The sequence below is a fragment of the Dactylosporangium sp. CA-152071 genome (assembly GCF_050936335.1).
Lineage (GTDB): Bacteria > Actinomycetota > Actinomycetes > Mycobacteriales > Micromonosporaceae > Dactylosporangium > Dactylosporangium maewongense.
The window spans coordinates 8,255,678-8,268,373 of sequence record NZ_JBNJMZ010000001.1 but is presented as its reverse complement, the minus strand read 5'-3'; the positions used below and the strand labels follow the sequence as shown (position 1 = coordinate 8,268,373).

The window sequence follows — 12,696 nt, the reverse complement described above, 5'->3', positions numbered from 1 at the left end:
CGCATGCTGGTCTTCGCGGCGTCGGACAAGGGTGGCACGGGCCGGTCGGTCACCAGCAGCAATCTCGTCTACCGCAGCGCCCTGGCGGGCAACGACGTGTGCTACCTCGACTTCGACTTCGGCTCGCCGACCACGGGCGCCATCTTCCAGATCAACTCGATCCTGCGCGGCACCAGCCGCGGCGGGCTGCACTCCTACCTGGACGGCTCGCGGCCCAGCCCGGAGCGGCTGGACGTGTGGGCCGAGTCCGACCGCAAGAGCCTGCGGCAGCGGCCGGCGCAGGCGGGCCGGATGGTGCTGTTCCCCGGTGACCGCGGCAAGGGCGAGTTCCCGATCGACAAGGACATCGTCGACCGCTGCGTCAAGCTCTTCCTCCAGGTGGAGGAGGAGTTCGACCTGGCGCTGATCGACCTGAGCTCGGGCCGCTCCTACGCCACGGAGATGGTCCTCGCCGCGACCGCCCGGCCGGAGCTGCAGAACGTCGGGCAGCGGTGGCTGATCTTCCACCGGTGGACCCGGCAGCACGTGCTCGCGGCGGCCAACCTCGTGTACGGCGAGGGTGGCATCCTCGCGGTCGGCAAGCACTACGAGCACAAGCCGGAGCACCTCACCAATTCGCTGCGATTCGTCCGGACGGCGGTGGTCAATCCCGACGGGCCCGAGGAATCGGCGAACCTGGAGGGGCTGCGGCCGGCGCAGGCGTCCTGGCTGAAAGAGGTACATCAGGATCTGCTGGAATTGGCCAACCAGCAGAAGGTCGGTCGGACATTGACGCTTGGCGAAGTCCCGCTCGATCCCGTGCTACAGTGGCGGGAACAGCTTATTTCGGACAACGACGTTTCAGACCGCATGATCGCGAATGCGGCGACCGTGGACGCATTCGAGCTGCTCGCGGAAAAGATCATGATCGACTCCGCTTGGGGGACGCCATGAGCGTATCTGAGGTGGTGTTCCGGGAGTCGGTCGCGCAGCGTGAGGTCGCGTCGATCCCGCTGTCCCACGTCTCGATCGAGCTGGGCCACCTCTACGCCGAGCAGTTCAACGGCGGCGACATCGACGCGATGCGCCGGCACTTCGCCGAGATCGCGCCCTGGGTCGAGGCGGCGCGGCAGTCCGCCGCCCGCCGGGCCGGCCGCACCCGCCCCCGGATCAGCACCTGCTTCCTCGTCGACGACTACTTCACCCGCTTCAGCACGCCGGCCGAGCTGATCCCGCTGCTGGTCAAGGCCGCGGCCGAGGCGGGCCTGACGATCGACTACCTGGCCCGCGAGTCCGGCTGCGCGACCACCGACCGCGGCATCCCGCTGGCGGACATGCTGGTCTCCCGGATCGTCGACGACCCGCCGCCGCTCACCAACGGCTGGCGGCCGCCGTCGTCGGAGTCCGGCTGGCTGTGCAACGGGGTGCGCTCGCCGCAGTCGGTGCCCACGGCGATGAACGGCGCCGCGAAGTGGCAGAAGCCGCAGGAGAACGCGGCCAACCGGCACTCGATCTTCCTCGACGTGGAGCTGTGGAGCGACGAGCCCGGCGGCCGGCTCTGGTCGTGCCCGCTGCTCGCCGCGGTCTGGCAGCTGCTGCGCCTCGGCATGCTGCGGTACCAGAGCGAGGACCCGGCCAGGCCGGCACGGTGGCACGGCGACCTGCCCGCCGAGTGGGAGCAGCTGCCGGCGATCGTCAGGCTCAACGAGCAGGCCGACCCGTTCAGCGCGTACCAGACCTATTCGATCCTGAGCGGCCGCTTCGTGCCGGTAGAGACGGCGGTGCGCACGATCCTCGGCCAGACCTCCGTCGAGGCGGCGGTCCTGGAGCAGCTGTCCACCCGGGCCCGCGCCGAGGGCATCGAGCTGCCGGCCACGCTCATCGAGCGGATCAGGTACGCGTTCCCGTAAACCGCATACCAGCGGCGGGATCGCCGCCCGGGCCGCGTCGCCGGCGAGGGACTCGAACAGCACCGACCGGCCGAGCCGCTCCAACAGATGCGTCAGCAACGCCAGCTGCCCAAGCAACACACGGCGCGAATGCGTCGTCGGTAGCCTACGGCCATGGCGACGATCGAAGAACTGGCTCGTCGGTTGGAGCGAGTGGAGGCTGAGCTCGCCTTGCGCCGGTTAGCGCACGACTACTGCATCGGCGCGGATCACCGAGACATGCCACGGTGGGCGTCGGTCTGGACCGCCGATGCCGTATGGGAGACCGGCCCTGACCGGACCTTCATCGGACTCGACGCCATCTGCGCGGCGGTGCAGTCTCAATGGAACACCTTCCCGATCATGCAGCACGCCACCGCGTCGGGCTGTCCGCGCTTCACCGCGCTTCACCGCGCTTCACAACCGCGCTTCACACATGTCGGGCTCCAGTTGATCCGTTACGGATCAGCGTCACATGATGCGTGACAGCTCCGGCTAGACCCGTCTTTCGCACATGGTTGTGAGCGGTGGCTTGTGGTTCACCAGCGGGGTTGGGTTGGGTCGGTGTTGAGTAGGGCGAGGAGTTGGGCTTGCAGCCATCCGGGTTGGGGGATCCTGGGTGGCTGCCGGTCGTGTGCGGGGATGAGTCGTAGGTCGTGGAGGGCTTGCAGGATGAGCCGGCCGGTGGGTCTTATCGCGCGGTTGTCGTAGGCGTAGAACCCGATCATTTCGGTGTCGGGGGCGAGGTTGGTGCGGACCTCGCGTTCGATGAGGCTGAAGATGAGCAGGGCGAGGCAGATGACGGTGATGAGTGCGGCGATGCGCCGGTTGTGCCGCAGGAACATGGGAGCGACCGCGAGAGGGCCTTTGATCGCGGCGTAGCGCTGTTCCACGGCGGGTTGGTTCTTGTAGCGGCGCAGGATCTCCGCGGCGTCGGATTCGTCGGGTGGCAGGTTGGACAGCAGGGCGTACCAGCCGTCGGTAGCGGCTTCGGCGTCGATCGCGGCCTGGTCGTAGTGCCAGGCGAAGATTGGTTTGCCGGCCCTGGCGGTCCGCTGCCCCAACCTGGACAGCCGAAGCCTCGGCTCCTCCGTGCTGGAGTGAGCCAGGGCCTGGCGCGATCGGCTACACGTGCATTCCTCGACGGCCTGCGTTCTGCGCGGTCAGAGCGTCGGCCGCGTGGGCGGCTCGATACCAAGTCGGCTCAGTGCTGTCGCGCGAACGTGCCACTCCCACAGGCAGCCGGCCCTCTGTCCGTCTGCCGTCGCAACCTGAACGTGGAATTTGCGAACCTCGTCAGGGCGGAAGGGGTCCCAGTCAATACCCCAGCTGTGCAGTCAGGCCTCCCAGGCCCAGTGCCACACGCGCGACGGCACGTTGCCGCGCATTGAGAACACCACCACCCAGTCCGTCTGACTCATGCGGACAAGGTAACTGACGGCAGCGTCGATGGGATGCCCGCTTGCCTCCGGCGGCCAGGGCTGCGCGCCCTGGACAGCGGCAGGCCGGGAAGCCCGGGGCGGGCTCCGAGTCCTCCCGTTGCGCACCGGAGGCAGCCATGCCGCACCGGCAGGGCGCCAGCGTCCGAGGTGACCAGGCCAAGCGCGTCGGCAGCCATCGACTCGTCCGTCGTGCCCTGGTGCCACCGCTGAATCACCTGCGCATGGGCCTGCAAAGCCATGACGGCGCGAAGGTTGAGTTCCTGCTCGGCGATCCCGGCAGCGCCCACCTGCGGTTACCGTCGGCGGGTGGAGTCGGAGCCTCGGGACGGGCAGTCGCCTGCGTCTCGCTCAAGTGACGTTCATCGCCGATGCCCGGAATGCCGTGGTGCTGCGCGGCTCCCGGGCATGGCGAAGGTCACCGGCATGGGCAGGGGAATGGGAAGCAAATTCGGGCCCTGTCCCACGTGCGACGGTGTTGGTTACCTGGATGAGGAGGACGTAGCGGACTGACGGCGTGGGGTGGGGGTCAGGTGGGGACCTTCTCCGACTGCTGGAGGTCGGCGTGGGCGTCGTACGCGTGGATCCAGCTGACCATCTCGGGGAGGTTGGTGAGGCGTTCGTTGCGGGCCTGGGCTTCGGGGCCGTCGGGGACCTGGAAGCACTTGGCGTTGCCGCGGGAGCCGAGCTGGAGCTGGCGGGCGCGGGGTTTGCGGAGGGTCTCGTACGCGGCGAGGGCCTCGTTGACCGGAAGGTCGCGGCGCAGGAAGTGGGCGAGGACGGCGACGTCCTCGACGGCCTGGTTGCTGCCCTGGCCGGCGTGGGGAAGCATCGGGTGGGCGGCGTCGCCGACGAGGGTGACGCGGCCGGTGCTCCACTGGCGCAGCGGCTCACGGTCGAAGAGGGCCCAGCGGCCGGTGTCCTCGACGGCGCCGAGCATCGTGAGGACGGTGTCGTTGAAGCCTTCGAAGGCGGCGACCGCCTGGCTCGCGTCGCCCTTCGCGGACCAGGACTCGTCGGTCCAGGCCGCGTCGCGGGTGTAGGCCACGAAGTTGATCAGCTCGCCGCGGCGGACGGGGTAGACGACGAGGTGGCTGGTGGGGCCGAGGAAGAACGTGAGGCCCATGGAGGAGCCGCCGGGGACCTTGTCGATCGGGACGAGGCCGCGGAAGCAGCTCATGCCGGCGAAGACGGCCTCGTCGGGGCCGGCGACGTGCTGGCGGACGGTCGAGCGGACGCCGTCGGCGCCGATGACGACGTCGGCGGTGGTGGTCGTGCCGTCGGCGAAGGTGATGGTGACGTCGTCGGGCGTCTCGGCGATCGTGGCGCAGCGCTTGCCGAGGTGGACCTCGCCGCCGGTGGCGCGGAACGCGTCGAGCAGGACCTGCTGGAGGTCGGCGCGGTGCAGGCCGAGGAACGGGGCGCCGAAGCGGGCGGTGTACCAGTCGCCCATGGGGTGCTCGTAGAAGATCTCGCCGGTACGCCACTCGTGGAACTGGATGCGCTGGAGGTCGGAGCCGACCTCGCGCAGCGCCGGGCCGAGCCCGAGGGCGTCCATCAGCCGGGTGCCGTTGGCGCCGAGCGACACGCCCGCGCCGATCGCGCTGAAGGTGGCGGCCTGGTCGTACACCTCGACCTCATGACCATCAGCGTGCAGGGCGATCGCGGTGGTGAGGCCACCGATTCCAGATCCGATGACTACGACCCGTGACGTCATGGTGCCCTCTCGACTCGCGTCCTGCTTGTCGGTATTGCGAAACAGCGACGGGAGCCTATCACCGCGGTGGATGAACGAAAGGCGGCCCTGGACGGCCGGGTAGCCTTGCCCGGTGCGTACGGCGGACGAACAGATCAAGGCGGTGCTCGACGGCAGCGTCGGGTACGAGCGCGGGCTCGACGCGCTGACCGTCGCGCCCGCCGCCGACGTCGACCCGGCGCTCTTCGCCGCCGTGCGGTCCGCCTGCTCGCGGCTGTTCGAGCGCGGCTGGCAGCCCGGTGAGCTGCACCGGGTCGCGGGGCGGCGCGGCACCGTGGCGCACACCCAGCTCGTGACCGACGCCGCCGCGGCGCACCTGCGGCAGTTCAAGCCCGCGCTGGTCGACCCGCGCTGGCGGGCCCAGGCCGACGCGCTCGGCGCGACCGTCTGGTGGGGCGCCGACGAGCGTTACCTCGACGGGCTCGCCGCGCGGTGGCGGGTCGACCGGGTCGAGGTGCTCGACACGGTGCTGGTGCTGCTGGGCATCCTGCGCACCCTGCCGCCGATCGAGGTGCTGGTCCCGCCGCCCGGCACGGTACAGGCGGCGGCCGCGAGACCGAGCAACGTCGACGTGCGGCTGCTGGACAGGGTGCGGGCGCTGCTCGCGAAGGCGGAGTCCACGACGTATCCGGCGGAGGCGGAGACCTACACGGCGAAGGCGCAGGAGCTCGTCGCCCGCCACAGCATCGACGAGGCGCTGCTCGTCGCCCGCGGCGCCGCGACGGACGTGGTGCCGTTCGCCCGGCGGATCGGCGTCGACCACCCGTACGAGAGCGAGAAGGCCGCCCTGCTCGACGCCGTCGCGGGGGCGAACCGCTGCCATGCGGTGTGGTCGCCGGAGCTCGGGTTCGCGACCGTGTTCGGGTTCGACACCGACATCGACGCGGTCGACCTGTTGCACACGTCGCTGCTGGTACAGGCGAACCGGGCCATGTCCGCGGCGGAGCCACCCGGGGGCAAGGCGGGGCGCGCGCGGCTGAAGACGTTCCGCCAGTCGTTCCTCGTCGGGTTCGCCGTCCGGATCGGCGAGCGCCTCAGCCAGGCCGTCGCGTCCGCCGCGCTCCCCCCGGACACCGCCTCCGACCTGCTGCCGGTCCTCGCCGCCCGGGACGCGCAGGTGCGCGAGACGATGGAGCGGGTGTTCCCGCGTACCGTCCGCGGCCGCGGCACCAGAGTGGACAGCGACGAGGGCTGGGACTCCGGCCGCGCCGCCGCCGACCGGGCGGCGCTGCACCGGAGCTGAGAGGATTCTCAGGGTCCCGCCGGGGTCGCGCCCTGATGCCGCTCGGGATCGATCGTTGCGAACCTGCCTGTATGACCCCATTGCTGGTACGCCTCGGCGCCCCCGTCCTGCTGTTCGTCTACGGCACCCTCCGGCTCATCGACGGGCGCGACGGCCACCACGACAAGGACGGCGCCCTGTGGAACGTCGGGCACGTCTGCTTCTTCATCGCGTTCGTGCTGCTGGCGGCGCTGACCGTGCACGCGTACCGGACGCTGCACCGGCACCGGGCGGTCGCCCTGCCGGCGGTCGCCGCCGCGCTCTTCGGCGCCGGCTGTTTCCTGTGGGTGATCGTCGGGGACATCTTCGCGTCGTTCCCCGAGCTGCCGGACGCGCTGCAGGTCGTCGGCCCGGCACTGTTTCAGCTCGGGATGCTGGCGTTGCTGGTGCTGCTGGTGCTGGCGCGGCGCGCGCCGTGGTGGAGCCCGGCGCTGGTGGTGGCGGCGTTCGCGGCGATCGGGGTGAGCCTGGACCTGATCCCGCTCGCGGCGGTCCTGCTGTTCGCGGGTCTGCTGCCGCTCGGCCGCCCCGCCGCCGCTATGCCTGCCAGCGCTGCCTGAGGGTCGCCGCCGCGATCCAGTTCCAGGCGATGGCGACGCCGAGGAACAGGGTCAGTGCTCCGCCGGTGCCGCCGGTCATCGCCCACGCGAGGCCGAGCGCGAACAGTACACCCGCGAAACGCCCTGAAACGGCCCAGCCGACCTGGCCGGTCCGGCGGAACCCGGCCGCGAGCACGAAACAGAGCGCGATCATCGAGAAGAACGACACGCTGGCGCCGGCGTTGTGCACGATCATGTGGCCGCTCATCGTGGTCAGGCGACCTTCGGGGGTGCCGAGCGGGAAGCCGTCGCTCGCGTCCATCCGGAACACGGCCGCGATGAGCAGCCCCACCCCGATGGCCGCGTGCAGTGCTCTTGTGGCTTTCGCGGCTCCTGTACCGGCGGCCGCCGCCACGCTGAGCAGCCCCACCACCACGAAACTGGTGGTCTGCACCCAGCCGAGGTCGCCCAGGGCGGGAATGCTGACGGGGTGGCGGGTGATGTCGTACCCGTCGCGGGTGGCCGCCTGCACGACCGCCGCGATGGTGAACAGGGGCGCCGCGAGGATCCCGGCGTTCGCCAGGGCGCTGGGGGTGCTGACTCGGTCGGTGCTGACGGTGTCGAGCATGATCGGATCCTTCCGGTTGCGTCTTCGCTCACTGACGCGTCGAACGGCTCCCCGGTTTTTCGACACGGCCGTTGAACTGGTCCAGGCGGCGGTGCGTGGACGCGGGGTATGCGGATCCTCTTCACCGCGTGCCCGATGTTCGGCCACGTCAACCCGGTCCTGCCGCTGGTCCTCGCCGCCCGCGCCGCCGGCCACGACGTCGTGGTCGCGACCGGCCCCGACATGGCCGCCCGCCTCACCGTCCCCACCTGGGCCGTCGGCCCCTCACACCACGAGGCCGGCGGCGGCCCCGGGACGGACTGGCTCGCGTACTTCGCCTCGACCGCCCGCGCCCGCGCCGCCGACCTCATCCCGCGCGCCCTGGACTGGAAGCCCGACCTCGTGATCTCCGAGGACACCGAGCTGTCCGGCCCGGTCGCCGCCGCCGCGACCGGCGCCCGCCACGTCGTCCACGGCATCGGCATCATGCCGCCGATCCGGCTCTGGGCCGCGTTCGGCCCCGTCCTCGACGGCCTGTTCGACCAGTTCGGCGTGCCCGGCACGAGCGCCGGTCACCGCGCCGCCACGTACCTCGAACTGTGCCCGCCGTCCCTGCGCCCCGCGGACCCCGCTGCCGAACGGATCTGGCCCACCACGCTCCCGCTGCGCCCCGTCGCCGGCACACCCTCCGGCTCCGAACAGCTGCCCGCTTCCCTCGATTCGCTGCCGTACGAGCAGACCGTCCACCTCACCCTCGGCACCGTCTTCCACGCCAACCGCAACGTCCTGCACACCGCGATCGCCGCCCTGTCGGCGCTGCCCGTGAACGTGGTCGCCACCGTCGGCCCCGACGTCGACCCCGCCGGCTTCGGCCGCCAGCCTGCGCACGTGGTGCTCGCCCCGTACCTGCCGCACACCCTGCTCCTGCCCCGCTGCACCGCCGTCGTCTCCCAGGCCGGCGCCGGCATCATGCTCGGCTCCCTCGCCCACGGCCTGCCCCACCTGGCCCTGCCACAGGGCGGCGACCAGTTCACCAACGCCGAGGCCATCGAACTCTCAGGCACCGGCCTGGCCCTCCACCCCGCCGAGGTCACCGGCGCCGCGATCACCGACCGCCTCACCGAACTCCTGACCAACCCCACGTTCACCGCAGCCGCCGCAGCCGCCCGCACCGACCTCACCACCATGCCCGACGCCCCCACCGTCCTCACCACCCTGACCACCTCCCCCCACGATTGATCGAACAGCAGATCCGGCCACCCCCACAACCAGACCCACCTGTCGATCAAGCCCACCCACCCAACGCCATGACCGCGCCGACCCACCTTGATCCATGGACAGATCTGGCCGCCCCCCGACGGCCACCACTTCGTCGAACGCAGCAGTGGCAACGCGAACCAGCACAACCGCGTGGAGCGGCGCTGCAGCGGGGGTAACCACGCCAGCGCTCGCGGGCTGTGCGTTGAACGGGCTGAACTGCGACGGCACGCCTGGGCAACGGCAACACGCTGGGAAATGGAACGGGTCGGCGACTGGAGAGGTCACTGCGCCGGGGCCGGCAAGCGGCGGCAGACAAGGGGCAGGGGGCCGGCGCGCGAGCCAGCTCGACGCGGGGCCAGCTCGACCCGGGCGGCGGTAGCAGGCTGGGCGGCAACGGGCTGAACTGCGACGGCACGCCCGGGCAACGGCGACAGGCTGGGAGATGGAACGCGGTCGACAGCGAGAGGGGTCACTGCGCTGGGGTCGGTAAGCGACGGCAGACGAGGAACAGAGGCACGCGCGGCGCGGGGGCGGGGGCTGCGTGGGACCAGGGCGGCACAGGGCGGGACGGCGCGGTGCGGTGCGGTGCGGTGCGGTGCGGTGCGGTGCGGAGAGACTGTGCTGCGGCGGGGAAACCGAACACAACGGCAGCGGGCTGTGCGCGGAACGGGCTGGACTGCGACAGCACGCTGGGCAGTGACGGCGGGCTGGACTGCGGCTGCATGCCAAACAGCGGCAGCACGCTGGGCAGCAGCACGCTGGGCAGCGGCAGCACGCTGGGCAGCGGCAGCGCGCAGGGCAGCGGCAGCGCGCAGGGCAGCGGTGGTAGGCGGTGGGTAGGGGTTACTGCGCGGGGGTTGGGGAGCGGCGGCGGAGCAGGAGCAGGGTAGTGCCGGTTGCGGTGAGGAGGGCGCCGGTGGTGGTGGCGGCGGCTGGCAGGGTGGGTGGGATGCCGAGGTAGACGGTGATGCCGAGGATGCGGGACAGGCCCCACGGGAGGAGGGCGAGCTGGTCGTTCCACAAGGTGAGTGCGCGCTCCAGGCCGATGGTCGTCACGAGGGCGCCGAGCAGGGTGAGGGGGGTGCCGGCGACGAGCAGCAGGGCGGCGGTGACGTGGCGGCGGCGGAGGTGGTAGCGGTCGCGGAGGACGAGGGTGGTGGCCACGAAGAGCCAGCCGAAGGCGGCGAACGCCACGCAGATGTAGACCGCCCGGACCGTGGGGGCGGTCCAGAACTCCAGCCAGTAGTGGCCGGGGCCGCGGACGGCGAGAGCGGCCAGCAGGAGCAGCGAGCGCAGGAGGGCGACGCCGCCGATGGTGGCCCACAGGTGGAAGGGGTCACGGCGGCCGAGCAGGAGGCGGGCGGTGAGGGCGAACAGCAGCCACGCGCCGAGCGTCAGGACGAGGTGGGCGGGGGCGGCGAACCAGGTGTAGACCAAGCGGCTCAGGATCAGGGCCGCGGCGGGCACGGCCAGGACGAGGAAGCGGTCGGTGCGGGAGACCGCGGCGTCGAGGTGGGCGACGCGCCACGGGCGGGTGGCGCCGGTCCAGAGGGCGTGCAGGGCGGCCGGGCGGCGGCGGATCGCGCCGGCGACCAGGGCGGCCAGCAGGAGGACGAAGAGGGCCCTGGCCAGCCAGGCCATGAGCGGGTCGCGGTCGGCTCGGGTGGCGCCCAGGTCGGCGGCGGTGAAGTTGTAGGCGGGCAGGTCGACGTCGCCGCCGTAGCGGGTGACGTGGGCGTCGCGGGCCGACTCGTAGCGGCGCTCCGCCGCGCGCCATGCGTCGTAGGCGGCGGAGGAGCCGGTGTCGAGCCACTGGACGTGGCGCAGGACCATGGTGCGGTACGCGCCGAGCGTGCCGAACAGATCCGCCTCATAGGTCAGGGTGTCGAGCAGCTTCGCCCGCAGCACCGGATCGCGCCACGTGGCCGGGTCGGTCGCGGTGATCAGGGCGCGCATCCGCGCGGCGACCTCCACCGCCCGCTCCCCCTCGGCCACCGCCGCGTCCACGGCACCCGAGGCGGCCGTCACGGCGTAGATGCTGGTGAGGGCGGCCGAGTCGCCGGTGGCGATGTCCCACTCGAAGATCCACATCATGGGTGGCGGCTCGAGGCCCAGGGCGCGGACGGAGTGGTCGGCGTAGGCGCCGATGTAGAGGCCCTTCGTGACCGCCTCGCGGGAGAGGGCGAGCATCTCGCAGACGGCGGCGACGGTCGCGGGGTCGGACGAGAACGTCTGGCGGACCCAGTCGGCGGTCAGCTGCTCGGCCGGGGCGTCGGGGTCGTGGGCGAGGCGGCCCAGCGTGTAGGCGTTGAGGTCATACAGCTGCCAGAAGCCGGTCCGCAGGTAGAGCGTCATCGGGCCGGCGCGCAACGGGCCGCCGTCCTGCGTCCAGGTCCAGATGCCCTCGACGTGCGGGTTGGCGGCGAGGAAGCGGCGCAGCGCCTGCTGGTGCAGGCCGGTCAGGTCGTTGGGCAGGGCGCCGAAGCCCTCGAACTCGCGCCGCGCCTGGAACTCCACGATCCGCCGGTGCGTGCCGGTCTCCAGCGTGCCGTTGAAGGGCAGGTGGCTGTAGAAGTCGCCGAGCGTGTACTTGGTGGAGACGATGAGGTGCGGGTCGTCGATGCCGCCGAGGACCTCCTCGTAGGAGGCCGGGTTGGTGTGCAGGTCGCCGACGGCGCCGACGCCGACGGTCCAGGTGCGGAAGATCAGGTCCTTGCCGGCGGTGCCGGCGGTGCCGAGCAGGGCGCGCAGCATGGCGCGAACGGCGTCGACGCCGGTGACGGCGAGCTTCGACGAGTAGTCCCAGCCGGGCTGCCGGTAGACGTCGCCGCCCTCGCCGATGCGGACCATGAGGCCGGAGACGAAGGGCATCGCCTGGAACAGCTCGGTGAGGCCCAGCTGGTACACCTGCCAGAAGCGCGGGTCGGCGACCTTGAGCCCGCCGAACTCCCGCTCCAGGTAGCGCTCCAGCGGCGGTGACACGGCCAGCATGTCGGTGAGCAGGTAGACCCGCATGCCGAGGTCGGCGGCGTGGCGGAAGACGGGGCCGAACGCCGCGACGAGCGCCTGCGCGCGGGCGATGTGGTCGTCGCCCGCCGGATAGACCGCGTGGCCGTCGCCGACCAGGGCGAACGTCACATACTCCAGGAAGCCGGGGACGACGACGCCGTTGTAGCCCTGGGCGAGGGAGTGCTCGACGGACTGCCGGAACTGCGCGTCGATGCGGGCGACGGCGGCCTGGTCGACCCACGGCGCGGCGGGCAGCAGGGCGCCGCCGACGACGTCGGTGTTGAGCGAATAGTCGGTGCCGGCGGCGAACGCGGCCGGGTCGGGCTCCCGGCCGACGGACCCGGCGTCGGTGAGCCGCAGCCCGAGCCGCGGAGCGAAGACGGCGGGGGCGCCGGTGAGATCCGGGGCGGGCAGCACCGCCGAGCCGGACCGGATCCGGTCGGCGACCGCATACAGGCCGGTGGCCGCGCCCGCGACGCCGGCGGCCTCGATCGTGATCGCCGTGCCGTCGCCGCCGAGCCGGTAGGCCTCCAGCGAGCTGCCGAACGGCGCGACGCCGACGACGACCTGCAACGGCATGCCGGGACCCTCGGCGGGCTCCTGGCCGATCGCGGGCGCGGGCAGGCCGCGCCGGACGAGCGCGTCGGCGACGGCCTTCGCGGCGAGGGTGAGCCGCGGCTCGGCCGGCACGCTGATCACGCTGATCGCCGGCGCCGCGACGAGCGGGGTGGCGGGCGCGGCGGCGGCCCGCTCGACCGGCACGGACACCGGGGCGAACGACAGCCCGAGCGCGCCGCCGACACCCCACGCCACCAGCGCGCCGAGCAGCAGCAGCAGGAGAGCCGAAGTCACCACCCGTCGCATGCGGCACATCGTAGAGCCCGGGTCTGACACTTC

10 protein-coding genes are annotated in these 12,696 nt (G+C 71.9%); 6 read left to right on the top strand and 4 right to left on the bottom strand.

The window, feature by feature from the left end:
* Window positions 1-3: 3 nt before the first annotated feature.
* The 3 genes from ACQEVZ_RS37345 (at window position 4) to ACQEVZ_RS37335 (ending at window position 2,393) form a co-directional block, all read left to right on the top strand.
* Window positions 4-933 carry an SCO2523 family variant P-loop protein gene (locus ACQEVZ_RS37345; RefSeq protein ID WP_344503411.1) on the top strand — a complete coding sequence of 310 codons (930 nt, stop codon included), beginning with the start codon at window positions 4-6 and terminating at the stop codon, window positions 931-933.
* The gene (locus tag ACQEVZ_RS37340) at window positions 930-1,889 is read left to right on the top strand and encodes an SCO2522 family protein (RefSeq protein WP_354904711.1); all 960 of its coding nucleotides are present in this window, start codon (window positions 930-932) and stop codon (window positions 1,887-1,889) included. Before ACQEVZ_RS37345 ends, ACQEVZ_RS37340 begins: the two co-directional genes overlap by 4 nt.
* A 153-nt stretch (window positions 1,890-2,042) precedes the next feature.
* On the top strand, window positions 2,043-2,393 hold the full coding sequence (locus ACQEVZ_RS37335; protein WP_433375351.1) for a nuclear transport factor 2 family protein: 351 nt from the start codon (window positions 2,043-2,045) through the stop codon (window positions 2,391-2,393).
* A 53-nt stretch (window positions 2,394-2,446) separates the two neighbouring features.
* Here ACQEVZ_RS37335 and ACQEVZ_RS37330 read toward each other — a convergent pair whose 3' ends face one another.
* Both ACQEVZ_RS37330 and ACQEVZ_RS37325 read right to left on the bottom strand, forming a co-directional pair.
* Window positions 2,447-2,971, bottom strand: a complete 525-nt coding sequence (locus ACQEVZ_RS37330; protein WP_433375348.1) for a hypothetical protein — start codon at window positions 2,969-2,971, stop codon at window positions 2,447-2,449.
* Between the two features lie 904 nt (window positions 2,972-3,875).
* Window positions 3,876-5,063: an FAD-dependent monooxygenase gene (locus tag ACQEVZ_RS37325; RefSeq protein ID WP_433375345.1), complete on the bottom strand. Its 1,188-nt coding sequence runs from the start codon at window positions 5,061-5,063 to the stop codon at window positions 3,876-3,878.
* Between the two features lie 112 nt (window positions 5,064-5,175).
* Between ACQEVZ_RS37325 and ACQEVZ_RS37320 the strand changes: the two genes are divergently transcribed.
* Both ACQEVZ_RS37320 and ACQEVZ_RS37315 read left to right on the top strand, forming a co-directional pair.
* Window positions 5,176-6,345 (top strand): DUF2786 domain-containing protein, encoded by a 1,170-nt coding sequence (locus ACQEVZ_RS37320; RefSeq protein ID WP_433375342.1) that lies wholly within the window; start codon window positions 5,176-5,178, stop codon window positions 6,343-6,345.
* 71 nt (window positions 6,346-6,416) lie between these two features.
* A complete protein-coding gene (locus ACQEVZ_RS37315; RefSeq protein WP_433375339.1) occupies window positions 6,417-6,944 on the top strand; it encodes a hypothetical protein in 528 nt (175 codons plus the stop codon).
* On the opposite strand, the gene ACQEVZ_RS37310 is transcribed toward ACQEVZ_RS37315, so the two are convergent.
* A complete protein-coding gene (locus tag ACQEVZ_RS37310; protein WP_433375336.1) occupies window positions 6,922-7,551 on the bottom strand; it encodes a DUF998 domain-containing protein in 630 nt (209 codons plus the stop codon). The two genes, ACQEVZ_RS37315 and ACQEVZ_RS37310, sit on opposite strands and share 23 nt — an antisense overlap.
* Window positions 7,552-7,659: 108 nt before the next feature.
* Between ACQEVZ_RS37310 and ACQEVZ_RS37305 the strand changes: the two genes are divergently transcribed.
* Window positions 7,660-8,769 (top strand): glycosyltransferase, encoded by a 1,110-nt coding sequence (locus ACQEVZ_RS37305; protein WP_433375333.1) that lies wholly within the window; start codon window positions 7,660-7,662, stop codon window positions 8,767-8,769.
* Window positions 8,770-9,633: 864 nt separating this feature from the next.
* Here ACQEVZ_RS37305 and ACQEVZ_RS37300 read toward each other — a convergent pair.
* The gene (locus tag ACQEVZ_RS37300; protein WP_433375330.1) at window positions 9,634-12,663 is read right to left on the bottom strand and encodes a hypothetical protein; all 3,030 of its coding nucleotides are present in this window, start codon (window positions 12,661-12,663) and stop codon (window positions 9,634-9,636) included.
* Between the last annotated feature and the right edge of the window lie 33 nt (window positions 12,664-12,696).